The 24,248-nt window shown below is 65.1% G+C and carries 26 protein-coding genes; 14 read left to right on the top strand and 12 right to left on the bottom strand.

Features of this window, described 5'->3' with window-relative positions; genetic code table 11:
- Nucleotides 1-443: 443 nt before the first annotated feature.
- The 3 genes from K2W81_RS09185 to K2W81_RS09175 form a co-directional block, all read right to left on the bottom strand.
- The gene (locus K2W81_RS09185) at nt 444-1,487 is read right to left on the bottom strand and encodes a GGDEF domain-containing protein (RefSeq protein ID WP_294103578.1); all 1,044 of its coding nucleotides are present in this window, start codon (nt 1,485-1,487) and stop codon (nt 444-446) included.
- 115 nt (nt 1,488-1,602) lie between these two features.
- Complete coding sequence (locus K2W81_RS09180; protein ID WP_294103577.1) at nt 1,603-2,142, bottom strand: peroxiredoxin; 540 nt, start codon at nt 2,140-2,142, stop codon at nt 1,603-1,605.
- A 67-nt stretch (nt 2,143-2,209) separates the two neighbouring features.
- Nucleotides 2,210-3,283, bottom strand: a complete 1,074-nt coding sequence (locus K2W81_RS09175; RefSeq protein WP_294103576.1) for a phospholipase A — start codon at nt 3,281-3,283, stop codon at nt 2,210-2,212.
- Between the two features lie 73 nt (nt 3,284-3,356).
- On the opposite strand from K2W81_RS09175, the gene hisN reads away from it, so the two are divergent.
- The 8 genes from hisN (at nt 3,357) to K2W81_RS09135 (ending at nt 11,404) form a co-directional block, all read left to right on the top strand.
- A complete protein-coding gene (gene hisN / locus K2W81_RS09170; protein WP_294103575.1) occupies nt 3,357-4,139 on the top strand; it encodes a histidinol-phosphatase in 783 nt (260 codons plus the stop codon).
- 124 nt (nt 4,140-4,263) lie between these two features.
- The gene (gene rpmI / locus K2W81_RS09165) at nt 4,264-4,467 is read left to right on the top strand and encodes a 50S ribosomal protein L35 (RefSeq protein ID WP_294103574.1); all 204 of its coding nucleotides are present in this window, start codon (nt 4,264-4,266) and stop codon (nt 4,465-4,467) included.
- 14 nt (nt 4,468-4,481) lie between these two features.
- Nucleotides 4,482-4,847, top strand: coding sequence for a 50S ribosomal protein L20 (gene rplT / locus K2W81_RS09160; protein WP_294103573.1), 366 nt, complete (start codon nt 4,482-4,484; stop codon nt 4,845-4,847).
- Nucleotides 4,848-4,951: 104 nt separating this feature from the next.
- Nucleotides 4,952-6,031, top strand: a complete 1,080-nt coding sequence (pheS, locus tag K2W81_RS09155) for a phenylalanine--tRNA ligase subunit alpha (RefSeq protein WP_294103572.1) — start codon at nt 4,952-4,954, stop codon at nt 6,029-6,031.
- On the top strand, nt 6,028-8,391 hold the full coding sequence (gene pheT / locus K2W81_RS09150; RefSeq protein WP_294103571.1) for a phenylalanine--tRNA ligase subunit beta: 2,364 nt from the start codon (nt 6,028-6,030) through the stop codon (nt 8,389-8,391). The genes pheS and pheT overlap by 4 nt, the downstream gene beginning before the upstream one ends.
- An 18-nt stretch (nt 8,392-8,409) precedes the next feature.
- Entirely contained in the window at nt 8,410-8,838 is a 429-nt protein-coding gene (locus K2W81_RS09145; RefSeq protein WP_294103570.1) for a DUF6855 family protein, read from the top strand.
- A 20-nt stretch (nt 8,839-8,858) separates the two neighbouring features.
- Nucleotides 8,859-9,731: an aldose 1-epimerase family protein gene (locus K2W81_RS09140; protein WP_294103569.1), complete on the top strand. Its 873-nt coding sequence runs from the start codon at nt 8,859-8,861 to the stop codon at nt 9,729-9,731.
- A 101-nt stretch (nt 9,732-9,832) separates the two neighbouring features.
- Nucleotides 9,833-11,404: a peptide chain release factor 3 gene (locus tag K2W81_RS09135; protein WP_294103568.1), complete on the top strand. Its 1,572-nt coding sequence runs from the start codon at nt 9,833-9,835 to the stop codon at nt 11,402-11,404.
- Nucleotides 11,405-11,590: 186 nt separating this feature from the next.
- On the opposite strand, the gene cutA is transcribed toward K2W81_RS09135, so the two are convergent.
- Nucleotides 11,591-11,944: a divalent-cation tolerance protein CutA gene (gene cutA / locus K2W81_RS09130; RefSeq protein ID WP_294103566.1), complete on the bottom strand. Its 354-nt coding sequence runs from the start codon at nt 11,942-11,944 to the stop codon at nt 11,591-11,593.
- Complete coding sequence (locus K2W81_RS09125; RefSeq protein ID WP_294103564.1) at nt 11,914-14,247, bottom strand: TonB-dependent receptor; 2,334 nt, start codon at nt 14,245-14,247, stop codon at nt 11,914-11,916. Before K2W81_RS09125 ends, cutA begins: the two co-directional genes overlap by 31 nt.
- A gap of 110 nt (nt 14,248-14,357) precedes the next feature.
- On the opposite strand from K2W81_RS09125, the gene K2W81_RS09120 reads away from it, so the two are divergent.
- On the top strand, nt 14,358-14,987 hold the full coding sequence (locus tag K2W81_RS09120) for a TetR/AcrR family transcriptional regulator (RefSeq protein ID WP_294103562.1): 630 nt from the start codon (nt 14,358-14,360) through the stop codon (nt 14,985-14,987).
- 82 nt (nt 14,988-15,069) lie between these two features.
- On the opposite strand, the gene K2W81_RS09115 is transcribed toward K2W81_RS09120, so the two are convergent.
- The 5 genes from K2W81_RS09115 to rpmF all read right to left on the bottom strand — a co-directional run bounded on the left by K2W81_RS09115 (nt 15,070) and on the right by rpmF (nt 17,983).
- Nucleotides 15,070-15,396 carry a MerR family transcriptional regulator gene (locus K2W81_RS09115; RefSeq protein ID WP_294103560.1) on the bottom strand — a complete coding sequence of 109 codons (327 nt, stop codon included), beginning with the start codon at nt 15,394-15,396 and terminating at the stop codon, nt 15,070-15,072.
- 12 nt (nt 15,397-15,408) lie between these two features.
- Nucleotides 15,409-15,708, bottom strand: a complete 300-nt coding sequence (locus K2W81_RS09110; protein WP_294103558.1) for an integration host factor subunit alpha — start codon at nt 15,706-15,708, stop codon at nt 15,409-15,411.
- A gap of 81 nt (nt 15,709-15,789) precedes the next feature.
- Nucleotides 15,790-16,752, bottom strand: coding sequence for a beta-ketoacyl-ACP synthase III (locus K2W81_RS09105; protein WP_294103556.1), 963 nt, complete (start codon nt 16,750-16,752; stop codon nt 15,790-15,792).
- A complete protein-coding gene (gene plsX, locus K2W81_RS09100) occupies nt 16,749-17,774 on the bottom strand; it encodes a phosphate acyltransferase PlsX (RefSeq protein ID WP_294103554.1) in 1,026 nt (341 codons plus the stop codon). The genes K2W81_RS09105 and plsX overlap by 4 nt, the downstream gene beginning before the upstream one ends.
- 29 nt (nt 17,775-17,803) lie before the next feature.
- Nucleotides 17,804-17,983, bottom strand: a complete 180-nt coding sequence (gene rpmF / locus K2W81_RS09095; protein WP_294103553.1) for a 50S ribosomal protein L32 — start codon at nt 17,981-17,983, stop codon at nt 17,804-17,806.
- A gap of 204 nt (nt 17,984-18,187) precedes the next feature.
- On the opposite strand from rpmF, the gene K2W81_RS09090 reads away from it, so the two are divergent.
- Nucleotides 18,188-18,625, top strand: coding sequence for an MAPEG family protein (locus tag K2W81_RS09090; protein ID WP_294103552.1), 438 nt, complete (start codon nt 18,188-18,190; stop codon nt 18,623-18,625).
- A 3-nt stretch (nt 18,626-18,628) separates the two neighbouring features.
- Here the strand turns inward: K2W81_RS09090 and K2W81_RS09085 are convergent, their stop codons facing one another.
- Nucleotides 18,629-19,288, bottom strand: a complete 660-nt coding sequence (locus K2W81_RS09085) for an MBL fold metallo-hydrolase (RefSeq protein WP_294103548.1) — start codon at nt 19,286-19,288, stop codon at nt 18,629-18,631.
- Nucleotides 19,289-19,374: 86 nt separating this feature from the next.
- Here K2W81_RS09085 and pabB point away from each other — a divergent pair, with 86 nt between their 5' ends.
- From pabB to msrA, 4 genes are all read left to right on the top strand, one after another.
- Nucleotides 19,375-21,138, top strand: a complete 1,764-nt coding sequence (pabB, locus tag K2W81_RS09080) for an aminodeoxychorismate synthase component I (RefSeq protein WP_294103546.1) — start codon at nt 19,375-19,377, stop codon at nt 21,136-21,138.
- Nucleotides 21,139-21,170: 32 nt separating this feature from the next.
- Complete coding sequence (locus K2W81_RS09075) at nt 21,171-22,370, top strand: pyridoxal phosphate-dependent aminotransferase (RefSeq protein ID WP_294103544.1); 1,200 nt, start codon at nt 21,171-21,173, stop codon at nt 22,368-22,370.
- Between the two features lie 158 nt (nt 22,371-22,528).
- Nucleotides 22,529-22,672 carry a hypothetical protein gene (locus tag K2W81_RS09070; protein WP_294103543.1) on the top strand — a complete coding sequence of 48 codons (144 nt, stop codon included), beginning with the start codon at nt 22,529-22,531 and terminating at the stop codon, nt 22,670-22,672.
- A gap of 64 nt (nt 22,673-22,736) precedes the next feature.
- Nucleotides 22,737-23,396, top strand: a complete 660-nt coding sequence (msrA, locus tag K2W81_RS09065) for a peptide-methionine (S)-S-oxide reductase MsrA (protein ID WP_294103541.1) — start codon at nt 22,737-22,739, stop codon at nt 23,394-23,396.
- Nucleotides 23,397-23,555: 159 nt separating this feature from the next.
- On the opposite strand, the gene pdeM is transcribed toward msrA, so the two are convergent.
- Nucleotides 23,556-24,230 carry a ligase-associated DNA damage response endonuclease PdeM gene (gene pdeM / locus K2W81_RS09060; RefSeq protein ID WP_294103539.1) on the bottom strand — a complete coding sequence of 225 codons (675 nt, stop codon included), beginning with the start codon at nt 24,228-24,230 and terminating at the stop codon, nt 23,556-23,558.
- Nucleotides 24,231-24,248: the final 18 nt, after the last annotated feature.

Below are 24,248 nucleotides of genomic sequence, written 5' to 3'. Positions count from 1 at the left end.
GGCGTGGTGCGGCGCGCATCAGGCGCCGGCTACCACATTGATCAGGGCGCTGTGCCCGATGATGAGCAGGCCGGTCATCGCAAAGGCGAGCAGGCCGGGGGTCAGAAACTTCGTCATCGCTTTCACTCCTGTAATCGTGCCTGGATCAGGCAACCGGGATGACGGGAACGGCAGCCGAAAACATCAGCACACCAACGAAAAGCGACGCTGCTACCGAGAGCACCACGCGCTGAACCGATTCGAAACGAGCCATTGAAATTCTCCCTCTTGAACCGCCTGCCGAACCATTCGGCGGCGATGCTCAAGGGATTTGCATCGACCGTGCCAAGTCAGGAAAATGGTCGAAATCTGCGGTTATCGCTGCGGTAACCCAGTTCGTTTGGCATCTTGCGCCAATGAGCTGTGAATTCAACGCCAATTTATGGCGAATTTTACCGGAACGATCAGCCGATCTTCACGCAATTGCGTCCATCCGCCTTGGCTGCATAGAGCAGACCGTCGGCGCGCACGAACACGTCGCTCGCCGGTTCATTCGGTCGCGCCATCGTCAGACCCGCCGAAAAAGTGACTTCGCCGAGCGGCACATCGGTTTCGCGCAGCCGATAGCGCTTGCGCGACACTTCCTCGCGCGCCGTTTCGAGCAGCAGATGGGCCGCGTCGAGCGTCAGGTCGGCGAACAGCACGACGAATTCCTCACCGCCATAGCGCGCGACCAAGTGGCCTTCGCACCGTTCGGACAAGGTCTTGGCAATCGCCTTGAGCACCCGGTCGCCGACGGCGTGCCCGAACCCGTCGTTGACGCGCTTGAAATGATCGATGTCGCACACTGCCACGCCGATAGTGGCGCCCCGGGCGGCGTGCTCGGCAAAGCCTTCTTCAAAGGCGCGACGATTGGCGAGCCCGGTCAGCGGATCGCGCTGGGCATTGTCGCGCGCTTCCTCAAGCTTTTGGCGCAGTTCATCGGCTTCGCGCGTCGCGGCCTCAAGCTGTTCTTCGGTGCTCTGCACGCGTTCGAGCATCGCGCTTGTCAGGCGAACGATATCGGAGACCGATACCGATGGCCCAATGTCGCGTATCGCATCGGCCTTGGCGGCGAGGTCGCGGCCAAAGTCGCGCGCCTCGCTGCGAATATTGGCGACGAGGTCCTGAAAGCCTTCGACCTGCATCTGGGTCTGCGCGACCAGCACCTGACCGATCGCCTCGCGCTGCGATTCGGTGGTGGGCGTGGCGCCGATGCCAACCGCGCCGCCCAACATTTCGATATCGGTACGGGTCAGGCGGATGCCCCCGTCGGTGAGTTCATCGACTGTGCGCGCAAGGTCGCTGTCGGGATTGCTCGCGACGCGATAGCCGAATTCATAATTGACCGGATCGGGGCCGAGCGCATTGCGCGTCAAAAAATCGCGCACGCGGTCGAACATCGACTGTTCGGCCGAATGGCGATCCGCCAATTGCGTTACCTGCCGCACTGCCCTGCTTCCGCTCATCGACTGCCAAGCCCATCATCGCACTGTCGCCCGCAGTGATGCGAGCGTCGAACACGTGGTTTCTATCGCGAAAAGGCCTAATATTCGGTGAGCGCTACGGTCGATTGCGCAAAGGTCAGCGACGGGTTGCCTGATAGCGCTTCACGGCAGCCAGCGTCATGTTGACATGCTCGGCCGCGCTCATGTCGCTATGCACGAAGATAACCTTGCCGTCGGGCGCAATCACATAGCTGGTCCGGCTGGTATAGCCGCTGGCGCTGCCGTCGGGCTTCTTGAGGGCAACGTCATAGCTTGCCGCTACTGCCGGGGTCGCCGCCGCGACCGGAAATTTGCCCGCGCAATAAGCGCTGGAGAATTTGGCGATCTGGTCGGTATTGCCCGCCGTCATGCCGATCACCGTCGCGCCCGCTGCCTTGAAGTCGGCAATCGCCTCGGCAAAGGCATGGGCTTCGGCGTTGCAGCCAGGCGTGAATGCGGCGGGGAAGAAATAGAGCACGACCGGCCCCTTCTTGAGCGCCGCCTTCAGGTCGACCGTGAAGGGCTGGCCGGCCACCGATCCCGCGGCGGTGAACAGCGGCGCGGCAGCGCCCGGCTTGAGTTCGGCAAGCGCCGGGGTGGCAGCGAGCAGAGCGACGGCAGCAAGGGCAACGCGCATGCAATGGTTCCTCGACGGGATGATGAACCGCCACTAGCCGACCGGCGCGGCTGCGCCAACCGGGCCCTTAGCGGGTAAGCGCGATCCCGATCCGCGCGGTGGTGGCTTGCTGATTATAGCGCGGCAACGTCTCGCCATAGCCGGTGAAGGCCTGGCCGAAGAGGTAGAGTCCGACATCGCCGCCGATCCGCTGCAACGGATAGGACAGGAACAGCTCGGCGGCCCCGCGCCCGCTGGTCGGATCGCCCCGACCATAGACTTGCAGCTTCAACCCGTCGCGCTTGGCGATCGACGCGGTGATGCCGGCATTGCCCCAGAAACGATCGAGGTCGGTGGCGACGCCGCGCGTGCCGAAAAAGACCCAGCCCTGCGGTGCGACATCGAGCCGCCAGCCGCGCCCGAGATCAAACGCCTTGTTCACCCGCAGATAGAGCCGATTGGCGTCGACCGAATCGCGCGGGCCGCCGCCGTTCGAGCTGTGGCGATAGCCAAAGGCGACATTGACCTGCTCGCCGACGGGCACGTCGATGAAGACTTCAGGGCTGTAGATTGTGGTCGTGATCGGCGCCGAGGCGCGGTTGAACGCCCAGAAGAACGTGTGGGTATAGGCGACATTGAGGTAGGAGAGCGCACCGGTGCCGCCGAACGGCCGCATCGCGAAGCTGAACTGCGCCTTGGTATTTTCCTGCCCCGATCCGATCGCGACATAGGTCGGTTCATAAGGGCGGAAGCGCCCGAGGAAGCCGCTCGCAAGGCCATGTGAGTCGGCGACCTGGGTCTCGCCGGGTTCTTCGGGCCGCGGCGCGCGCGGGGTTGCCGTCGCGACTTGCGGCATATCGACCCGGATCGGCGCGAGCCGGTAGCGCAGCTTGGCAAAGCCCCCCGGCGGCACGGGCGCCGTATCGGCCGTCGAGCGGATGAGTTCGAGCGTCAGCGCGGTGCCATCCTTGGCGATCGTGTCGATCGTCTCGGGCGCGGTCACCGGCGCCGCTTCGGGTCCTTCGTTGACCACGAAGACATCGACGCCGTCGCTGCTCGCCTTGGCCGCGCTTTCGGGCGGCGCGACCAGCGGGCGAAGCTGCGCGGCGGCAGGGCTTGCGATGAGCGCAAGGGCGGCGAGCGATGGGATCAAATGGCGCATGACCGCCTTTTGTCAGGGCTTTGTGACGGATGCGAGTCTGGCGTTGTGCGGGCGACGCGGCTAGGCAGCGGCGATGCGCATCTCTCCAGCCGATATCGATCTTGCCACCGCCCTTGCCGATGTCGCGGGTGCGGCGATCCGGCCCTATTTTCGGGCTGAATTCGGGCTCGAGAGCAAGGCTGATGCCTCCCCCGTGACGCTGGCCGACCGCGCTGCCGAAGCCGCGATGCGCCAGTTGATCGAGCGGACCTTTCCCGATGATGCGATCATCGGCGAGGAATATGGGACGAAACCCGGCAAGAGCGGTCGCACCTGGGTGCTCGACCCGATCGACGGCACGCGCGCGTTCATCTCGGGCCGCCCGATCTTCGGCACGCTGATTGCGCTGATGGTCGAAGGGTGGCCGATGCTCGGGGTGATCGACCAGCCGATCCTGCGCGAGCGCTGGAGCGGCGTGATCGGCCAGCCGACGCTGTTCAACGGCGCGCACGCACGCACGCGGCTGGTGAAGGCGCTCGACGAGGCACTGCTCGCGACGACCTCACCGGCGCTGTTCGACGATGACCAATTGCACGCGTTCGAACATCTCGATGCGCAGGTGCGCTCAACCGTGCTCGGCGGCGACTGCTATAATTACGGCTGCCTCGCGAGCGGGCATATCGATGTGGTCGTCGAGGCGGGGCTCAAGATTCACGACTTCGCCGCGTTGGTGCCGGTGGTTGAAGGCGCGGGCGGGCGGATGTGCGACTGGGCGGGTGATCCGCTGACCAGCGACAGCATCGGCGAAGTGATCGCCGCGGGCGAACCTGCGCGGGTGGACGACATCATCGAAGCGCTCGCCTGTCGCGGCCACTGAGCGCGCTTGCGTTTTGCCAGACCTTCCTCTATGCGCCCGCCTTTCCGCGAGTAAGAGGAATGGTCCGGCCGGTATGGGCTGCCGTGGTCGTTCATAGATCGTCGCGCAAACGAAGGAGACGAAAATGCCCAAACTCAAGACCAAGAGCGGTGTGAAGAAGCGCTTCACGCTGACCGCGACGGGCAAGTTGAAGCATGGTGTCGCGGGCAAGCGTCACCGGCTGATCAGCCACAACGCCAAATATATTCGCCAGAATCGCCGCACCTCGGTGCTGTCGAAGGCCGACACCGCGACCGTCAAGGCGTGGGCGCCGTACGGCCTGAGCTGAGGGAGCACAGATAAATGGCACGCGTCAAACGGGGTGTAACCACCCGCGCCAAGCACAAGCGGATCCTCGAATCGGCGAAGGGCTATTATGGCCGTCGCAAGAACACGATCCGCATCGCTCGCCAGGCCGTCGAAAAGGCCGGGCAATATGCCTATCGCGACCGCAAGGTTAAGAAGCGCTCGTTCCGGGCGCTCTGGATCCAGCGCATCAACGCCGGCGTCCGCGCCGAAGGCCTCACCTATTCGCAGTTCATGCACGGGCTGAAGCTCGCCGGCATCGAACTCGACCGGAAGGTCCTCGCCGATCTCGCCATGCACGAAGGCGGCGCATTTAGCGGCATCATCGCGCAAGCGAAGGCGGCTCTGCCCCAGGCCGCCTGAGCGGTTCTGGCGCGAGTTTGAATATGGGGCGTCGGTGGCAACACCGGCGCCCTTTTTCTTTGGTGCATCTCCCGCTAGCAGGCGCGGGGCAAAGGAACGGGCGGATGACTGATCTCGAACAAATGCGAACCGACCTGATCGGCCAGATCGAAGCGGCGACGAGTCCCGACGCGGTCGAGGCGATCCGTGTCGCGGCGCTCGGCAAATCGGGCGGCGTGACGGCGTTGCTCAAGACATTGGGGGGCATGAGCCCAGAGCAACGCCAGAGCGAAGGGCCGCGTATCCACGCCTTGCGTGAAGCCGTCACCGAAGCGCTGACCACGCGCAAGGCCGCGCTCGACCGGGCAGCGCTCGATGCGCGGCTCGCCGCCGAGACGCTCGACATGACGCTGCCCGCCGAGCCGCTGCCGCTCGGCACGATCCACCCGGTGAGCCAGGTGATGGACGAGCTCGCCGAAATCTTCGCCGATCTCGGCTTCGCGGTGGCAACCGGGCCGGAAATCGAGACCGACTGGTATAACTTCACCGCGCTCAACATCCCCGAGACCCACCCGGCGCGGGCGATGCACGATACTTTCTACCTCGCGGGCGAGCATGAAAAGCCGATGGTGCTGCGCACGCACACCAGCCCGGTGCAAATCCGCGCGATGCAGGCAGCAGGCGGCGACAAGCCGGTGTATATCATCGCGCCGGGCCGCACCTATCGCAGCGACAGCGACGCCACGCACACGCCGATGTTCCACCAGGTCGAAGGCCTCGTGATCGACAAGGGCATCACGCTCGGCCATCTCAAATGGACGCTCGAGACGTTCCTCAAGGCTTATTTCGAGCGCGACGACATCGTGCTGCGGCTGCGCCCGAGCTATTTCCCCTTCACCGAGCCATCGGCGGAAGTCGATGTCGGCTACACCATCCAGAACGGCAAGCGCGTGATCGGCGGCAGCGACCATTGGATGGAAGTGCTGGGGAGCGGCATGGTCCACCGCAAGGTGATCGAGGCGGGCGGCTATGATCCCGATGTGTGGCAGGGCTTTGCGTTCGGCTGCGGGATCGATCGCCTCGCAATGCTCAAATACGGGATGGACGATCTGCGCGCCTTTTTCGACGGCGATATCCGCTGGCTGCGCCATTATGGCTTCGGCGTGCTCGACGTGCCGACCTTGAGCGGGGGAGTCGGCGCATGAAGTTCACGCTAAGCTGGCTCAAGGAGCATCTCGATACCAGCGCCTCGCTCGATGAGATCGTGCTCGCGCTCACCCGGATCGGGCTCGAAGTCGAAGGCGTCGAAGACCCCGGCGCGGCGCTCGCGGCGTTCCGGGTGGCGCGCGTGCTGTCGGCAGAGCGGCACCCGCAGGCCGACAAACTGCAAGTGCTTCAGGTCGATGCAGGCGATGGCCCGCTGCAAGTCGTTTGCGGGGCGCCCAATGCCCGCGCCGGGATGCTCGGCGTGTTCGGACCCGCAGGCGCGGTCGTGCCGGGGAGTGGCTTCGAGCTCAAGGTCGCCTCGATCCGCGGCGTTGAATCGAACGGCATGATGTGCTCGGCGAAAGAGCTTGAGCTCGGCGACGATCATGACGGCATCATCGAGCTGCCTGGCGATGCGCCGGTCGGCATTGCCTATCCCGATTATGCCGGACTCACCGACCCGGTGATCGATGTGTCGGTGACGCCCAACAAGCAGGATTGCATGGGCGTGCGCGGCATTGCGCGTGACCTCGCGGCGGGCGGCATGGGCCATTTGCGCCCGCTGAAGCCCGTCTCGCTGTCCGTATCGGGCGCGGGTCCCTCAGTAGCCACCGACGATCCGGACAGCGCCCCGGCCTTCTACGGGCAATTGGTGCGGGGTGTGACCAATGGCCCCGCCCCCGAATGGATGCAGCGGCGTCTGAAAGCGATCGGGCAAAAGCCGATTTCGGTGCTGGTCGACATCACCAATTATGTGATGTTCGATCTTGGCCGCCCGCTGCACGTCTATGACGTGGCGAAGCTCGACGGTGGCCTCGTCGCGCGCAAGGCGCGCGCGGGCGAAAGCGTGGTGGCGCTCAATGGCAAGACCTATGCGCTCGACGAGACGATCACCGTCATCGCTGATGCGGTGAAGGTCCACGACATCGGCGGCATCATGGGCGGCGAAGAGACCGGCGTGTCGGCGACGACCACCGAGGTGCTGATCGAATGCGCCTATTTCGATCCCGAAGGCATTGCCCGCACCGGCCAGAAGCTGCTCCTCACCAGCGACGCCCGCACCCGTTTCGAGCGCGGCGTCGACCCCGCTTTCCTCGACGAAGGGCTGGCGATTGCCGCTGCGCTGGTGGTCGAGCTGTGCGGCGGGACGCCGAGCGAAGTCACGCGCGCCGGCTCCCCACCCTTGGCGACGAAGACGATCGCCTATGATCCCGACCGGGCCGAAACCCTTGGCGGACTGGCAATCGCGCCCGATCGCCAGCGCGACATTCTCGAATCGCTCGGCTTCACCGTGTCGCCCGACTGGCACGTCGGCGTGCCGAGCTGGCGCCGCGACGTCGATGGCCCCGCCGACTTGGTCGAGGAAGTGATTCGCATCGAGGGCATCGACAAGGTGCCGCCGGTGCCGCTCCCGCGCACCCCCGGCGTCGCGCGCCCGACCGCGACCCCCGAACAGAAGCTCGAACGCCGCGTCCGCCGCGCCGCCGCTGCGCGCGGGCTGAACGAAGCCGTGACGTGGAGCTTCCTACCTGAAGCGCAGGCGGCGGTGTTCCGGGGGTCGAGCAACTTTAGCTGGACGCTCGCCAACCCGATCAGCGAAGACCTGAAGGTGATGCGCCCCTCGCTGCTGGCGGGGTTGCTCGCCGCCACCGCGCGCAACCTGAAGCGCGGCGTGCCGAGCGTGCGGCTGTTCGAACTCGGCCGTCGGTACCTGAGCGATGCCGAGCGGATGACGTTGGGCGTCGTGCTCGCGGGCAACAAGGCACCGCGCAACTGGCAGAGCGGCAAGGCGCAGGGCTTCGACGCGTTCGACGCCAAGGCCGAAGCGCTGGCGCTGTTGGCCGAAGCCGGCGTGCCGGTCGAGAACCTCCAGGTGTTTGGCGACGCAGGTGAGGCGTGGCATCCCGGCCAGTCGGGGACGCTGCGGCTGGGGCCGAAGACGGTGCTCGCGGCGTTCGGCATCCTCCATCCGCTGACGCTCAAGGCGTTCGACCTCGACGGCGCGGTTGCGGCGGTGGAGCTGTATCTCGATGCGATTCCGGCCAAGCGTGGCGGGAGCGGCTTCATGCGCGCGGCCTATGCGCCGCCCGCGCTGCAAGCCGTGACGCGCGACTTCGCCTTCCTCGTCCCCGCCGATCTCGCTGCTGACACTTTGGTGCGCGCGGTGCGCGGCGTCGACAAAAAGGCGATCACCGGGGCGCGGCTGTTCGACCGGTTCGAGCGCGACGGGCAAAAGTCCTTCGCGATCGAAGTGACGCTGCAACCCGTCGACAAGAGCTTCACCGATGAGGAGTTGAAGGCCATCGCCGACAAGGTCGTGGCGGCGGCAGCGAAACTGGGGGCGACTCTGCGCGGCTGATCGGCTATTCTCGCGGTCATGAGCGACGGCACATCAGCGCTGGGATCGGGCACGCCCGAAGACCCGTGGCAGTTGAAGACGCCGCCGCTGACGAGCGACTTCACGATGCACCGCGGCGAGCGCGGCGGCGCCGCGATCCTGGTGTGTACGGTCGGCAAGACCGTGCTGCACTATGACGCCCGGTGCCTCGACCACCTGCACGCGATGCTCGTTGCGCAGGGCGACTGGATCGAACTCGGCTCGGCCGATGAGCAGAAGGAGGCCAAACCCGGCACCGTCGAGGCTTGGGGACGATCGCCCGACAATCCGATCGGCGGCTGGTACGGCCTGAAAAAGGGCTTTCGTGGCCGCTTCGGCATGTATGTGCCGCCGCTGATGGAGCGGCTGGGGCTGGCCGAGGTTGAGCACAACGCGCGCGGCAATCGCATGCGTGCGATCCCGGCCTGATTCTTTCGACAAAGGCACGCATGACCGAGTTTCTCACAATCGGCTCCGCCGACCTTCGCGCCGCGATCAACCCGCTTGGCGCCGAGCTTTCGTCGCTCAAGGACGCCGACGGACGTGAACTGATGACCGATGCCGATCCGGCATTCTGGCGCGGACGCGCGCCGATCCTGTTCCCGATCGTGGGGCGGCTGAACGATGACACTTTATGGGTCGACGGCGAATCCTACCGGATGGAAAAGCATGGTTTTGCGCGGCGATCGACGTTCGATCTCGCCGAGTCGTCGCCGACCCATGCGCTGTTCCGCATGACCGATTCGGTTGAAACGCGCGCGATGTACCCCTTCGGATTCCTGCTCGAGATCGGCTTTGCGATCGACGGCGCAACGCTGACGATGACGGCGAAGATCGGCAATCCCGGCAATACGCCGCTTCCCGCAAGCTTCGGCTGGCACCCCGCCTTTGCGTGGCCACTGCCGTACGGCGCCGCGCGTGAGGATCACCGGATCGTCTTCAAGGCGCCCGAGCCGGGTCCGGTGCGCGGCCTGAACCTTGACGGCCTGATCGCCGAGGATCGCCCGACCCCGGTTGCCAGCGACACGCTCGCCCTCGCCGATGCGCTGTTTGAAGCCGACGCGCTGATCTGGAACCCCGTCACCTCACGCGCTTTGCGCTATGGCGCGAGCACCGGGCCGCAGCTCGACATCGCCTTTCCCGACACGCCCCGGCTCGGCGTCTGGACCAAGCCCGGCGCGCGCTACGTCTGCATCGAGCCGTGGCACGGCATTGCCGACAGCGTCGGGTTCAACGGCGAATTCCGCGACAAGCCCGGCGTGTTCGAGATTCTTCCCGGTGCGACATGGCAATGCGAGATGCGCGTGACGCTCACGCCTTGATCCCCCCGTTCGTCCCGAGCCCAGTCGAGCGACGGGCCAAAAGCGACTCGCCTGGCGCCCGTGTCTCGACTTCGCTCGACACGAACGGGTAGGGGGTAGGGATGACCTCGATTTCTCCCCGTCGCACGTTCGCGATCATTTCCCACCCCGACGCCGGCAAGACCACGCTGACCGAAAAGCTGCTCTACTTCGGCGGCGCGATCCATCTCGCCGGCGAGGTGAAGGCGCGCGGACAGAATCGCCGCGCCCGCTCCGACTGGATGAAGATCGAACAGCAGCGCGGCATTTCGGTCACCTCGTCGGTGATGACGTTTGAGAAGGACGGCATTACCTTCAACCTGCTCGACACGCCGGGCCACGAGGATTTTTCCGAGGACACCTATCGCACGCTGACCGCCGTCGACTCCGCCGTGATGGTGATCGACGCCGCGCGCGGGATCGAGGCACAAACGCGCAAGCTGTTCGAGGTTTGCCGGTTGCGGTCGGTGCCGATCATCACCTTCGTCAACAAGGTCGACCGCGAGGGGCGCGACGCGTTCGCGTTGCTCGACGAGATTGCCGACATGCTCCAGCTTGACGTGACGCCGATGAGCTGGCCGGTCGGGATGGGCGGCGAGTTTGAGGGGATTTACGACCTCCACACCAACCGGCTGATGCAGCCCGAGGGCGGCAGCCGCGAATATCTCGGGAAGGCAGCGCAGTTCACCGGCGTCGACGATCCCGCGCTCGCCGGGCCGCTGTCCGATGTCGGCGTGGCGCGGCTGCGCGACGAGGCCGAACTCGCGCTCGGCGGATACGGCGCGTTCGATGCCGAAGCCTATCGCGCGGGCGATCAGACGCCCGTCTATTTCGGTTCGGCGCTCAAGGACTTCGGGGTTGGCGAGCTGATCGACGCGCTCGCCCGCCACGCGCCAGGTCCGCGCCCGCAACCCGCCGAGCCTGCGCCGGTGAGCCCTGACGGCACCGAAGTCACCGGCTTCGTGTTCAAGGTGCAGGCCAATATGGACCCCAATCACCGCGACCGTATTGCCTTCATGCGGCTGTGCTCGGGCACCTTCAAGCGTGGCATGAAGCTCACCCCCACCGGTCATGGCAAGCCGATCGCGATCCATTCGCCGATCCTGTTCTTCGCCCAGAACCGCGAACTGGCCGACGAGGCTTTTCCCGGCGACATCATCGGCATCCCCAATCACGGGACGCTGCGGGTCGGCGACACGCTAAGCGAGCGCGCCGATGTGCGCTTCACCGGCCTCCCTAATTTCGCGCCCGAAATCCTGCGCCGCGTGGCGCTCAAGGACCCGACCAAAACCAAGCAACTGCGCAAGGCGCTCGACGATATGGCCGAGGAAGGGGTGACGCAGGTCTTTTATCCCGAAATCGGCTCGAACTGGATCATCGGCGTGGTCGGGCAGCTCCAGCTCGAAGTGCTGCTGTCGCGCTTGGAGGCCGAGTATAAGGTCGACGCGGGACTCGAAATGGCACCGTTCGAAACAGCGCGCTGGGTATCGGCGACCGACCCGGCCGAACTCAAGAGCTTCATGGACCTCAATCGCGGCGCGATGGCCAAGGACCGCGACGGCAACCCGGTGTTTCTGGCGAAATCGGCGTGGGAAGTGAACTACATCGCCGAACGCTACAACAAGGTCACCTTCAGCGCGACGCGGGAGCGGTAGCGCCCAGCCCGCCTTCCCCGCTCATCGTCACCCCGGCCTTGTGCCGTGGCCCACAGGGCGGCGGGCGGGCGATGAGATTGGGTCAAGCATAGCCCTTCCCGTTCGTGTCGAGCGAAGTCGAGACACCTTGTGCGTCGCTCGCGGCCCGTTTCTCGACTTCGCTCGAAACAAACGGGTCGAGATGGATCACGCTGGCTCCTGAGTCACCGCCGCCCGCACCCACGCCAGATACTCCGCCGACCCGCCGACGATCGGCACCGCGATGATCTCCGGGAGCGCGTAACTATGCCGCGCCTTGATCAGCGCCTCGGCCTCGGCCAGTCGATCGCGCGTCGTCTTCGCGTGCAGCATCACTTCGCTTGCGCGCTCGGTCTTCCCCTCCCAGCGATAGACGCTATCGACCGGCATCAGCTGGACGCACGCGGCGAGCCGGGCCGCGACCAGCGCCGCAGCAATCGCCTCGGCCTCGTCGCGCTCGCCCACCGCGCACATCAGCACCACGCAATCGCTCAGAACCGGAACCCCGCCGTGATCGACCATGTCCGTGGGTCACCATAATAGACCGTCTGGATGTTGGCGACGCTCGAAAATTCCTGCCCGTCGGTGCGATAGCGCGTATCAGAGAAATTCTTCACCGCCGCGCGCAGGTAGAAATTGCGCTCCAGGTCGAGCTGCGCATAGGCATTGCCGAGCGCATAGCCCGGCTCGGTCAACCCTGCGCGATTGTCGACCGACAGGAACTGCTTGTCGATGAAGCGCCCTTCGAGCCCGAGTGTCAGCTTGCTCGACCCGATCGGCACGACATAATCGCCTGCGAGGCGCGCCGAGATTGGCGGCGCGAACGCCGGACGGCAGGTGATCGCAGCCCCGGTCGGGTTGCACGAGAAGGTGCCCGGCGGCACCCGGCGACCATCATCGAAGCGCAGGTATTTGGCGTCGAGATAGCCGAACGACCCCGTCAGCGTGAAGTTGCGCGTCGGCTTGGCGATCGCTTCGAGTTCGATCCCCCAGATGCGCAGCTTGCCGGCGTTGATCACCGGGAACACGCCGGTGTTGGCCGCGCCCACCACGCCGCCGCCGACGCGTGCCTGAAAATCGCTGTAATCCGAATAGAAGGCGGCTGCCGACAGCTTAACCCGGCCATCAGCAAAGCTGCCTTTGGCGCCCACTTCATACGTCCACACGGTTTCGGGGCGGAAGCGGTTGACGATCGTCGGCGCGCCGTTGACGACCAACGTCAGATCATTGACGCTGTTCGCACGGCCATTGAACCCACCCGATTTGAAGCCGCGATTGGCGCTGGCGTAGATCAGGCTGTCGCGGTTGGGCTTGAAGCTCAGCGTAAAGCTCGGCGTCCAGGCATCGAAGCTCGCCACGTTATCGGTGTTGAGCGGCGCCGGCAGATTGTCGGGGAAACGGAACTGAAGGTTGTTCAGCAACGCCAGCGACGAGATTGTCGTCGTGAAGCGGTTATAGCGCCGGTCTTCCTTGGTGTAGCGCAAACCCCCGGTGAAGGCGAAACGATCGGTGAAATCATAGGTGAGCTGGCCGAACGCGGCATAGCTTTTGGTGTTCTGCACATCGTCGATCAGCCGGGTGAACGACACCGGCCCGCCGAGGAACGTGAAAATGTCGTTGCCATAGGCTTCCTGATGCGAGCGGACATCCTCGTTCAGATAATAAAGCCCGAACACGCCCTTCAGCTTGTTGCCGTTGTATTTGAGCTGGAGTTCCTGGCTGAACTGCTTCTGGTTCACGCCGACGAACACGTCGCCGAGCAGGAACTGGCTGGCATCGATGTCGATGAAGAAGCTGGGGTCGAGCTTGCGATAGCCGGTGATCGACACGAATTGCAGCGTGTCGGTGATGTCGATGTTGGCGGTGAAGCCGATGCCCCAATGGTCGAGCCGCTGGCCCTGGGTGGGTGTCAGGCTGGTCGAGGCGCGGAAATTATAGGGGCCATAGGGTTGGGCCGGTACCAGCACCGTGGCGCCGGCCGGGAACAGGCTGGTGCGCAGCAGCGGCGCGGTCGGATAGCCCAAGGTCGCGGCATTGCGCTGCTTGGTGTAATCGCCCGACAGCGTGAATTCGAAGCCGTCAGCGGGCTTGAAGCGCAAAATGCCGCGTCCGGCCCACAAATTGCGGTCGTTGAAGCGGCGCCCGGTCAGTGGATCGGTGACCAGCCCGTCGCGCGTGTCATACGTCCCCGCCAGCGACAGCGCGAGCTTGTCCTCGATCAGCGGCGCAGTGGCATAGCCGTTGAGCAGCACCTGATTGTACGCGCCATAGGTGACGTCGGCGCTGGCATGGAAGCCGGTGAGATCGGGCTTGCGCGTGACGATGTTGACCGCACCGCCGATCGTGTTCTTGCCATAAAGCGTGCCCTGCGGCCCGCGCAGTACTTCGACGCGCTGGACGTCGAACAGGTTGAGCAGCGCGCCCTGAATGCGGCTGAGATAAACGCCGTCGACATAGACGCCGACCGCCGGATCGAAAGTCTGGAGCGCATCGGGCTGGCCGATGCCGCGAATGAAGAAGTTGGCGCTGGTCGAAGAGCCGCGCCCCTGCACCAGATTGACGTTCGGGATGGCGCCCTGGATGCCCGACAGATCGATTGCCTGCAGCTTGGCGAGATCGGTCTGCGACAGCGCCGATACCGCGATCGGCACGTCGAGCAGCCGTTCCTCGCGGCGCCGCGCAATCACGACTACATCGTCCGTATCGGCGACCGCAGGGGTGGCTTGCGGTTCCGGCGCGGGCGCTGTCTGGGCGGCGGCAGGCAAGGCGATCAACGTGGCGCCTGCGAAAAGCGCGGCACGAAGGCTGGCAGTGCGGTGTGTCATCGTGAGTCCCTCCTATGGCCGGCGCGGACTTCTGCGGGTTGCGCTCGGGTTCCAGCGACCTATACTGAAAGTTGAACCATGTTTCAACTTCGGAGATAACACCAAACGCAATGCCGGTAACAACCGCCTCACCCGACGCCAAACAGCCGCGCACCGATCGCGGTCGCAAGACGCGGCGCGCCATCCTTGATGCCGCCCGCAGCGAATTCGGCGAGCGCGGTTTTCATGAAGCGTCGATCAGCGGCATCACCCGACGCGCGGGCGTCGCGCTGGGGAGTTTCTACACTTATTTCGACAGCAAGGACGCGCTGTTCCGCGCGCTGGTGCGCGACATGTCGGATCAGGTCCGCGATCATGTCGCCCCGGTGCTACAGTCGGCGCCCGACCAGGTTGCCGCCGAGCAGGCGGGGCTGAAAGCGTTCATCGACTTTGTGCGCGGCCACAAGGAAATCTACCGCATCATCGACGAGGCTGAATTCGTCGATCCCGAAAGCTTTCGCGCGCATTATTCGACGACGGCGGAGCGCATTGCCCAGCGTCTGGAAGCGGCAGCGGCGCGCGGCGAAGTGCGCGGCGACCACAGCGAAGTCCATGCGTGGGCGATCATGGGCATGAACGTGTTCCTCGGCCTGCGCTATGGCGTGTGGGGCGAGGAATTGAGCGCCGACACCGTGGCGCGCGCGGTCGCCCGATTGTTGCGCAGCGGCTTGGTCCCGGAGCAAGGTACCCAATCCGGGTAATTGGGCAGCGATTCGAACGCCATCAGCCGATTTTGGCGCGTGATCGGACCACAAATACTGCCGCGACTCGCGACGGTGATCGTCAACCGCGATCGGCGTCGAGCGCGGCAACAAGGGCACGGCGCACGGCTCCAACCGCATCAGCGTCGCAGGTCGCCACACGTTTGGCTTCGCTGGCGAGCAGCGTCTGCACGCCTCGAATGGTATAGCCCTCGCTGCCCAACAGCGCGTTGATGCGGCGTACCAGCGCCACATCATCGGGTCGGTAATAGCGTCGCCGGCCCGCCCGGGTCAGCGGCCTGAGCTGGGGGAAACGCGTTTCCCAATAGCGCAATATATGCCGCGCGACGCCCGTTTCTTCCGACAGTTCGCCAATCGTCCGATAGGCGCCCGGCGCCTTTTCCGACATGATAGGAATGACTTACCCCGCCTTGACGATGCGCTCACGCATCATCTGGCTCGCGCGAAAGGTCATCACCTTGCGCGGTGCGATCGGCACTTCGACGCCGGTCTTTGGATTGCGACCGATGCGCTCGCCCTTTTCGCGCAGCACGAACGTGCCGAAGCCCGAGATTTTCACATTCTCGCCCTCGGCCAGTGCGTTGCACATGTGACCCAGGATTTGTTCGACCATCCGCGCCGAATCAGTCCGCGACAGACCGACCTGACGATGAAGCGCTTCGGCCAGATCGGCCCGTGTTAACGTCCCCGCTGCAACCATGCGGCATTCCTCCCCTTGACAGGAAATCAGCCTAACACAGCCGTAAAGCTTAGCAAATTACCTGATGCGCCGCCGTGGCGATCAAAAGCGAACGAGCGCTGCGCCCCAGGTGAAGCCACCGCCCATCGCTTCGAGCACCAGCAGGTCACCGCGCTTGATGCGACCGTCGCGCACCGCCGTGTCGAGCGCGAGCGGCACCGAGGCCGCCGAGGTGTTCGCGTGGACATCGACCGTCACGATCACCTGCGCCGGATCGAGCCCAAGCTTCTTCGCGGTTGCATCCAAAATGCGGACATTGGCCTGGTGCGGCACGACCCAGTCGACATCGGCGGCGGTCAGCCCGGCAGTCGCCAGCACTTCTTCCATCACGGCCGCGAGCTTCGACACGGCATGGCGGAAAACCTCGCGCCCCTTCATGCGGACCTTGCCGACCGTGCCCGTGGTCGACGGGCCGCCATCGACGAACAGCAGATCGTTGAACGCGCCATCGGCGTGGAGTTTGCTTGCGAGCACGCCGCGCGTGCCGTCGCCCTCTTCGGCCTCAAGCACGATCGCGCCTGCGCCGTCGCCGAACAACACGCAGGTCGCACGGTCTTCCCAGTCGAGGATGCGGCTGAACGTCTCGGCGCCAATCACCAGCGCGCAGCGTGCGGTCCCGGCGCGGATCATGTTTTCCGCCACTTGCAGCGCGTAGAGGAAGCCCGAGCAGACCGCCGCGACATCGAACGCCACGCAATCGCCCGCACCGAGCGCATGCTGGACCTTGGTCGCTGACGACGGAAAAGTCTGGTCGGGCGTCGCGGTTGCCAGCACGATCAGGTCGACATCGCGCGCGTCCCGACCCGCCGCTGCCAGTGCGGCGCGGGCGGCATCGGTGGCAAGGCTCGCGGTGGTCTCGCCCTCGCCAGCGATATAGCGCATGCGGATGCCGGTGCGTTCGACGATCCATTCGTCCGAGGTATCGACCATCGCCGCTAGCTCGGCATTGAGCACGCAGCGCTTGGGCAGGGCCGAGCCGGTGCCGCTGATGACCGCGCGAATCATGCTGCCTTGGCCTCGAAATTGCCGAGGTCGTCGCTGATCCGCCGGGTCAGATCGTCGCGCACCAGCTTGGCGGCGAGCGCAATCGCATGCGCCACGCCATTCTCATTGGCGCTGCCGTGGCTTTTGACGACAATGCCGTTCAGCCCCAGAAACACCGCGCCATTATGATTATTGGGGTCGAGGTGATCGCGCAGCAGCTTGGTCGCCGGGCGCGAGATCAGGAACCCGACCTTCGAGCGGAACGAGCTACTGAACGCGCGCTTGAGCAGGTCGGCGACAAAGCGGGCGGTCCCCTCGGCGGTCTTCAGCGCGATATTGCCCGAAAAGCCGTCGCACACGATGACATCGAGATCGCCGCGCGACAGCCGGTTGCCCTCGACAAAGCCGGCAAAAGTCATCGGCAAATGCGTCGCGGCCTTTAATTGCGCGGCGGCGTCACGAATATTGTCGGTGCCCTTCAGATCCTCGGTACCGATATTGAGCAGGGCCACGCGCGGCGAGGCGAGGTCGAAAGTGGTACGGGCATAGGCCGCGCCCATCACCGCGAACTGCACCAGATTGGCCGCATCGCATTCGGTGTTGGCGCCCAGATCGAGCATCACCACGTCATTCTCGCCGAGACTCGGCATGGTCGCGGCGAGCGCCGGCCGGTCGATGCCGGGGAGCGTGCGCAGCGCGAGCTTGGCCATCGCCATCAGCGCGCCAGTATTGCCCGACGATACGGCGGCGGCGGCCTGACCTTGCTTGACGAGATCGATCGCGATGCCGATCGAGGTGGTCTTGGCGCGGCGCAGCGCCGTGCTCGGCTTTTCGCTCGACGTGACGACATCGGGCGCGTGGACGATTTCCGCGCGCGCGGCCAGATCGGGATAGCGCGCCAAGCCGGCGCGAATCGCCGCTTCATCACCCACCAGCAGGAAGCTTGAGTCGGGATAGCGCGAACAGGCTTGCGCCGTGCCGGCCAGCATTACCGCCAAGCCGTCATCGCCGCCCATCGCGTCGATCGCGATCCGGGAGTTCATGCCACGTCAGTCCCCCCGGTCGGCTGATCTCAGCCTTCGACCGAGACGATCTCGCGGCCGTTATAATGGCCGCAGGCACCACATAGCACGTGCGGGCGCTTCAGTTCGCCACAATTCGGGCATTCCTGGAACGAGGCGACGCTCAGCGAATCGTGGCTGCGACGCATGCCGCGCTTGGAGGGCGAGGTCTTTCTTTTTGGGACGGCCATGGCGGCACCTTAGCTTTCGACAAAATGGCAAACGAACGGCGAACGCCAAGCTGCCGATGGATACCACAGCCGCCCGGCCGCAGATAGCCACCAGCGGCCAGACTCTTCGCGAAGGGCGCTGCCTATACCGATTTCACGCGCAGTTGCAAGCGGTGCCGATGGGTGGCACCACGCGCGCACCTTCACCCGTTGCGAGATTGCCTGATGGCCGTTGCCCTGTTGCCGATCACCTTGAGCGCGGCGGGTATCGCCGGACTGATCAATGTCTGGCTCGCGCTTCGCAGCGGTCGTTCGCGCGCGGCGGCGGGCGGTGGGCTGGGCCATCTCGACAATGATCTGCTGCTGGCGCGCAGCCGCTCGCACACCAATTTCGCCGAATACACGCCCGTTGTGCTCGTCCTGATCGGGGTGATCGAGCTGGCCGAAGGATCGAGCCTGTGGCTGTGGATCGTCGCCGGGCTGTTCCTGTTTGGCCGAATCGCGCATCCGCTGGGGATGGAGAATCGTTTCCCGCAAGGCCGGTTCATCGGCACCATCCTTGCGCTGCTGGTGACGCTGGGCCTTGGCCTTTACGCGCTGTCGCTGCCACTCCGCGCCGCGCCCGCGCCGGTCGCCGTCGACGCACCACCGGCGCGCGGCTGACCCTCAGGCCGCGAGCGCGCGGTCGCTGACGAACATGTTTTGGCGGCGTTCGGTGCCAAAATCGCTCGGCTGGCCATGGCCGGGGATGAACACCGTGTCGTCACCCAGCGGCCAGAGCTTGGTGACGATCGAGTCGAGCAAGTCCTGGTGATTGCCGAGCGGAAAATCGGTGCGCCCAATGGAGCCCTGAAACAACACATCGCCAACGAGCGCGAGCTTGGCGCCCGCGTGGTGGAAAATGACATGACCCGGCGTGTGGCCAGGGCAGTGGCGCACGGCGAGAGTGAGATCGCCGACCGTGACCGTGTCGCCTTCATCGAGCCAACGGTTGGGTTCGAACGGCACGCCGCGAATGCCATAGTTGCGGCCATCCTCATCGAGCCGCGCGATCCAGAAGCGATCGGCCTCATGCGGCCCCTCGATCGGCACACCCAGCTCCTCAGCTAGCACACCTGCCTCGCCGCAGTGATCGATATGGCCGTGGGTGATCAGGATTTTCTCGATCGTCACCCCGGTTTTGGCGACCGCCGCGCGCAGCTTGGGCAGATCGCCGCCGGGATCGACAAAGGCCCCGCGCATCGTCTTCGTGCACCACAGCAAGGTGCAATTCTGCTGGAGCGGCGTGACCGGGATGATCGCGGCCTGAATCGGTGAAGTCGTCATGCCCCCGGGGATAGCCCCCGCAATAGAGCGCCGCAAGCAACGGGGGTTGCCGAGCGGGCGCGCCACGGTGCATTTGTCGGCAGCCCATGCCCTTGCCTCCCTTCATCCTGCTTGACGATGCCCGACCGGGCGGCGCGATCGCGCGCCTCTATCGCGATCCGGTCGAGGTGATCGTGGCGGGCAAGATTGCGGCGGTGGGTCCAGCGCTTGATGTGGTGCGGGCGGGCGTCGCGCGTGGGCTGCATGCGGCGGGGTATCTTGCCTATGAGGCCGCCGCCGCCTTCGAGCCCGGGCTGGCACCGCCCGCCGACATCGCCGGGCCACTGCTGTGGTTCGGCCTGTTCGACGGTTTTGCAACCATCGCCGATGTCGCGGGATGGCTGCCCGATCCGGCGGGAGCGTGGAACGCGGCGCCCGAACCGCAGATTGATCGCACCACCTATGACGCCCGACTGGCGCAAGTGATTGCGTTGATCAACGCCGGCGATCTCTACCAGGCCAATCTGACCTTTCCCGCGCAGGTCAGGGTCGAGGGCGATCCGCTCGCGCTCTATGCGCGGCTGCGCGCGGCATCGGCGGCAGGCTATGGCGCGGTGGTCGCGACCGGGGAGGAAACCCTGCTGTCGCTATCGCCCGAGCTGTTCTTCGCGCTGGAAGGCGGGCAGCTGACGGCGCGCCCGATGAAGGGCACCGCGCGACGCGATGCCGACCCGGCACTTGACCGCGCGGCAGCCGAATCGCTCGCGACCGATCCGAAGCAGCGCGCCGAAAATCTGATGATCGTCGACTTGATGCGCAACGACCTGTCGCGCGTCGCCGTCGCGGGATCGGTCGCCGTGCCCGAGCTGTTCGCGGTCGAGCATTATCCGACGGTGCATCAGATGGTGTCGACCATCACCGCCGATCTCGCGCCGGGCAAGGACGCGGTCGACGTACTGGGCGCGCTCTTCCCCTGCGGATCGATTACAGGCGCGCCGAAGATCCGGGCGATCGAAGCGCTGGCCGCGATCGAAGGCCAGCCGCGCGGCGTCTATACCGGCGTGATCGGGCGGATTGATCCCGGCGGTAACGCGATGTTCAACGTGGCGATCAGGACGCTGCGTCTGACTGAAGGCGCGGCGGAAGCAACCATCGGGTTGGGCGGGGGCATCGTCGCCGATTCAACCAGCTTCGCCGAATGGGACGAGGCGCAAGCGAAAGGCGCCTTCTTGACGACCGGGCTGCGCGGTTTCGACCTGATTGAAACAATGGCATTCGATCCCGTCGCGGGCATCCCGCTGCTCGAACGCCATCTCGCCCGCATGAAGGCGAGCGCCGCGACGTTCGGCTTCGCCTTCGACCGGCATGCCGCGCGCAACGAGCTCCAGGCGGCGACATTCCGCTTGGCCAGCCCCAGTCGGGTGCGGCTGTTGCTGAGCAAGAGCGGCGCCTTCGCCATTGAAACCGCCGCCGCCCCGATGCGGCCCGATACGCCCGTGGCGGTGGCCGTCGTCCCCCTGCCCGTGCCCCCGACCGACTTCCGACTGCGATACAAGACGAGCGACCGAGCCTTTTACGATGATGCCCGGATCGCGGCGGGCACATTCGAAGTCGCCTTCACCGATGCCGAGGGTTTTCTGACCGAGGGCAGCTTCACCTCGTTGTTCATCGAACGCGACGGTATGCTGCTGACGTCGCCGCTCGCGCGCGGGCTGCTCCCCGGGGTGCTACGCTCGAGCCTGATCGATAGCGGTGGCGCGGTCGAAGCTGATCTGACGCCCGCTGATCTCGCCAACGGCTTCTTCATCGGCAATGCCTTGCGCGGCCTGGTCCCGGCGGTGGTTGCACCGCAGCAACGGGCGCGTCTATAGCCCTGCGACCCTCCCGCATAAGGCCCCGCAGCATGCAGCCCTCCGCCGCGCTCAACCGCATCAGCCCGTCGCCCACGCTCGCCATCACCGCGAAAGTCGGCGCCCTGAAGCGCGCTGGCGTCGATGTGATCGGCCTGAGCGCAGGCGAACCCGATTTCGACACCCCCGATTTCGTGAAAGAAGCGGCGATTGAGGCAATCCGCGCAGGCCAAACCAAATATACCGACGTCGACGGCACGCCCGCGCTCAAGGCCGCGATCGTCGCCAAGTTCAAGCGCGACAACGGGCTTGATTATGGCATCAGCCAGGTCACCGCAAATGTCGGCGGCAAGCACACGCTGTTCAACGCGATGGTCGCGACGATCGACGCGGGCGACGAAGTCATCATCCCCGCGCCCTATTGGGTCAGCTACCCCGATGTCGTGCAATTCGCCAACGGCACCCCCGTGTTCGTGCCCGCCGGTCCCAACCAGAATTACAAGCTGACCCCCGAACAGCTCGAAGCCGCGATCACGCCGCGCACCAAATGGGTCATCCTCAATTCGCCGTCGAACCCGACCGGGGCCGCCTATTCAATCGCCGAATTGCGTGCGTTGGGCGAGGTGTTGCTGCGCCACCCGCAGGTTTGGGTGCTTGCCGACGATATGTACGAGCACATCCTGTACGACGGCTTTGAATTCGCAACGATCGCGCAAGTGGTGCCAGAGCTTTACGAGCGCACGCTGACGGTCAATGGCTGTTCGAAAGCCTATGCAATGACCGGCTGGCGGATCGGCTATGCTGGTGGCCCCGAATGGCTGATCAAGGCGATGGGCAAGCTCCAGTCGCAATCGACGTCGAACCCCTGTTCGATCGCGCAGGCGGCGGCAGTCGCCGCGCTCAACGGCGACCACGGCTTTTTGAAAACGCGCGCGGCGGCATTTCAGGCGCGGCGCGATCTCGTCGTCGGTATGCTCAACGGCACACGCGGCATGCACTGCCCCAAGCCCGAGGGCGCCTTTTACGTCTATCCCGATTGTTCGGGGCTGATCGGGCGCCGTACGCCCAAGGGCGCGGTGATCACGGACGATAGCGCGCTCGTCACCTATTTGCTCGACGAAGCGCGCGTCGCGGCCGTCCCCGGCGTCGCCTTTGGCCTCTCGCCGGCGATGCGGATCAGCTACGCGACGTCGGAAACAATCCTCCGCGAAGCCTGCACGCGCATCCAGGAAGCCTGCGCCGCCGTAGCTTGAGCGTCGATCATCCATCCCAATCGCGCCGTGTTGCGAAACGCTGCGTTGACGATTGAGAAGGCTTGTTTCGCAACCGGTCGTAACGATTTTGGCGCTACTGCGAATGCACCAGCGTCTGGTCGCCGATGTGATCGCGCTGCGCCTTAGGGAAGAATGTTATGTTGAAGTTTTTCAAGTCGCCGCTGTTGTGGCAGATCTCCAGCGGTTTCGTGCTCGGCACGATCGGCATGATGGCAATGTCGCCCGCCACCGCGTCGCCGCTGCTTGCGCTCGTCCCAGCGGCTGTGTCGGGCGTGCACTGATTTCGGTTGTAACCGTCAGCGAGCGCCGACCGAATAGTCGCTTGGGTCAACCAAGAGGATTTGTATGACGCGCAGTTTGATAGCTTTTGTCGGCTTTGCCGGACTTTCCATCGCCGCCCTGAGTGCCGGTTCGGCCAGCGCCGAACGCGCGGTGGTTATTCCGGCCGCCAAGATCGATGCCCCCCGCACCGGCACACTCCAGACCGCGATCGTCGCGGGCGGCTGTTTCTGGGGCATGGAAGCCGTTTTCGAACATGTGAAGGGCGTGAAGTCCGTCACGTCGGGCTATGCCGGCGGCACCGCAGCCACCGCGACCTATGATCAGGTCAGCACCGAAGCCACCGGCCATGCCGAAGCCGTGAAGATCGTCTATGATCCGTCGGTGGTGAGCTATGCCACGCTGTTGCGCGTCTATTTCTCGGTCGCGCATGACCCGACGCAGCTCAATCGTCAGGGCCCCGACAGCGGCCCGAGCTATCGTTCGGCGATTTTCCCGCAAAATGCCCAGCAGCGCGCGGTTGCAGCAGCGTACATCGCGCAGCTCGACAACGCGCATGTCTATCCGTCGAAGATCGTAACGCGGATCGAACAGGGCCAGTTTTTCGCCGCCGAAGACTATCACCAGAATTTCTTCGACCGGAATCCCTACCACCCGTACATCGTCCATTGGGACAAGCCCAAGGTCGCAGCGTTCAAGACCGCCTTCGCGCCAATTGCGCGCTAAAAGGCGACGTCCGACGGGGTTTGACCAACCTTACCCCGTTTGTGCTGAGCCTGTCGAAGCACCGCTCTTCTTTGCGAGGTCATCGCGGTAGAAAGGACAGCCCTACGACAAGCTCAGGGCGAACGGTTGGAAGAGAGTCAGCTCAGTCTGCAACCGCGTTCAGGCCGCGAGGGCGAAGCGCAGCAGCCGGTTTTCCACCGGCACCAGCGCTTCGGCTTCGCGGCCAACCGCGCGCACGATTTCGGGGTGCGCGGCGTCGAGGCCGCCCGTCAGCGATCCGAAGGCGGGCAGCACCAGCTTGGTCGCGCTGGCGACGAAGCACCGCCGCGACACCGAGCGACCGCGCAGCCGCACGCGCAGCTTGGGATGAAAATGCCCCGAGAGTTCAGGACGTGTCTCGGCAGGATCGGCCTCGTGCCGGAGCAGCAATCCGTCGACCAACGCTTCGTCGACCACAGCGCCGCCACAACGATCGACCAGGTCGGCGCGCGCGCGAAAGTCGTGATTACCGGTGATCCAGGTCCAACGCGTCGCGGCTGTCAGCGCGCGGAGCCGGGTTTGTGCTTCGTCGCCCAGCCGGTCGCAGCCTGCGTTGTCGTGAAAACTGTCGCCAAGACACCAGACTTCGACCGGGTCGAGCGCGGCGGCGATTGCCGTCAGATCGCTCAGCGTCGCCATACTGTCATAGGGCGGCAGCATCTGGCCGCCGCGGGCAAACCAGCTCGCCTTTTCGAAATGGAGGTCGGCAACCAGCAACGCCCGCCGCATAGGCCAATAAAGCGCGCCCTGCGGCAGGGCGTCGAAATCATGTCCAGCGAACGAAAGGCGAACCATGGCTCGCTATGCAGGGTG

The sequence above is a fragment of the Sphingomonas sp. genome, from assembly GCF_019749955.1.
GTDB lineage: Bacteria > Pseudomonadota > Alphaproteobacteria > Sphingomonadales > Sphingomonadaceae > Sphingomonas.
The sequence above is the reverse complement of the archived record's forward strand: the minus strand, read 5'-3'. Positions and strand labels throughout refer to the sequence as shown.

Bases quoted from the DNA above. Each gene is read 5' to 3' on its own strand.
- K2W81_RS09185 (WP_294103578.1), bottom strand. From the start codon at position 1,487: ATGAGCGGAAGCAGGGCAGTGCGGCAGGTAACGCAATTGGCGGATCGC.
- K2W81_RS09180 (WP_294103577.1), bottom strand. From the start codon at position 2,142: ATGCGCGTTGCCCTTGCTGCCGTCGCTCTGCTCGCTGCCACCCCGGCG.
- K2W81_RS09175 (WP_294103576.1), bottom strand. From the start codon at position 3,283: ATGCGCCATTTGATCCCATCGCTCGCCGCCCTTGCGCTCATCGCAAGC.
- hisN (WP_294103575.1), top strand. From the start codon at position 3,357: ATGCGCATCTCTCCAGCCGATATCGATCTTGCCACCGCCCTTGCCGAT.
- rpmI (WP_294103574.1), top strand. From the start codon at position 4,264: ATGCCCAAACTCAAGACCAAGAGCGGTGTGAAGAAGCGCTTCACGCTG.
- rplT (WP_294103573.1), top strand. From the start codon at position 4,482: ATGGCACGCGTCAAACGGGGTGTAACCACCCGCGCCAAGCACAAGCGG.
- pheS (WP_294103572.1), top strand. From the start codon at position 4,952: ATGACTGATCTCGAACAAATGCGAACCGACCTGATCGGCCAGATCGAA.
- pheT (WP_294103571.1), top strand. From the start codon at position 6,028: ATGAAGTTCACGCTAAGCTGGCTCAAGGAGCATCTCGATACCAGCGCC.
- K2W81_RS09145 (WP_294103570.1), top strand. From the start codon at position 8,410: ATGAGCGACGGCACATCAGCGCTGGGATCGGGCACGCCCGAAGACCCG.
- K2W81_RS09140 (WP_294103569.1), top strand. From the start codon at position 8,859: ATGACCGAGTTTCTCACAATCGGCTCCGCCGACCTTCGCGCCGCGATC.
- K2W81_RS09135 (WP_294103568.1), top strand. From the start codon at position 9,833: ATGACCTCGATTTCTCCCCGTCGCACGTTCGCGATCATTTCCCACCCC.
- cutA (WP_294103566.1), bottom strand. From the start codon at position 11,944: ATGGTCGATCACGGCGGGGTTCCGGTTCTGAGCGATTGCGTGGTGCTG.
- K2W81_RS09125 (WP_294103564.1), bottom strand. From the start codon at position 14,247: ATGACACACCGCACTGCCAGCCTTCGTGCCGCGCTTTTCGCAGGCGCC.
- K2W81_RS09120 (WP_294103562.1), top strand. From the start codon at position 14,358: ATGCCGGTAACAACCGCCTCACCCGACGCCAAACAGCCGCGCACCGAT.
- K2W81_RS09115 (WP_294103560.1), bottom strand. From the start codon at position 15,396: ATGTCGGAAAAGGCGCCGGGCGCCTATCGGACGATTGGCGAACTGTCG.
- K2W81_RS09110 (WP_294103558.1), bottom strand. From the start codon at position 15,708: ATGGTTGCAGCGGGGACGTTAACACGGGCCGATCTGGCCGAAGCGCTT.
- K2W81_RS09105 (WP_294103556.1), bottom strand. From the start codon at position 16,752: ATGATTCGCGCGGTCATCAGCGGCACCGGCTCGGCCCTGCCCAAGCGC.
- plsX (WP_294103554.1), bottom strand. From the start codon at position 17,774: ATGAACTCCCGGATCGCGATCGACGCGATGGGCGGCGATGACGGCTTG.
- rpmF (WP_294103553.1), bottom strand. From the start codon at position 17,983: ATGGCCGTCCCAAAAAGAAAGACCTCGCCCTCCAAGCGCGGCATGCGT.
- K2W81_RS09090 (WP_294103552.1), top strand. From the start codon at position 18,188: ATGGCCGTTGCCCTGTTGCCGATCACCTTGAGCGCGGCGGGTATCGCC.
- K2W81_RS09085 (WP_294103548.1), bottom strand. From the start codon at position 19,288: ATGACGACTTCACCGATTCAGGCCGCGATCATCCCGGTCACGCCGCTC.
- pabB (WP_294103546.1), top strand. From the start codon at position 19,375: ATGCCCTTGCCTCCCTTCATCCTGCTTGACGATGCCCGACCGGGCGGC.
- K2W81_RS09075 (WP_294103544.1), top strand. From the start codon at position 21,171: ATGCAGCCCTCCGCCGCGCTCAACCGCATCAGCCCGTCGCCCACGCTC.
- K2W81_RS09070 (WP_294103543.1), top strand. From the start codon at position 22,529: ATGTTGAAGTTTTTCAAGTCGCCGCTGTTGTGGCAGATCTCCAGCGGT.
- msrA (WP_294103541.1), top strand. From the start codon at position 22,737: ATGACGCGCAGTTTGATAGCTTTTGTCGGCTTTGCCGGACTTTCCATC.
- pdeM (WP_294103539.1), bottom strand. From the start codon at position 24,230: ATGGTTCGCCTTTCGTTCGCTGGACATGATTTCGACGCCCTGCCGCAG.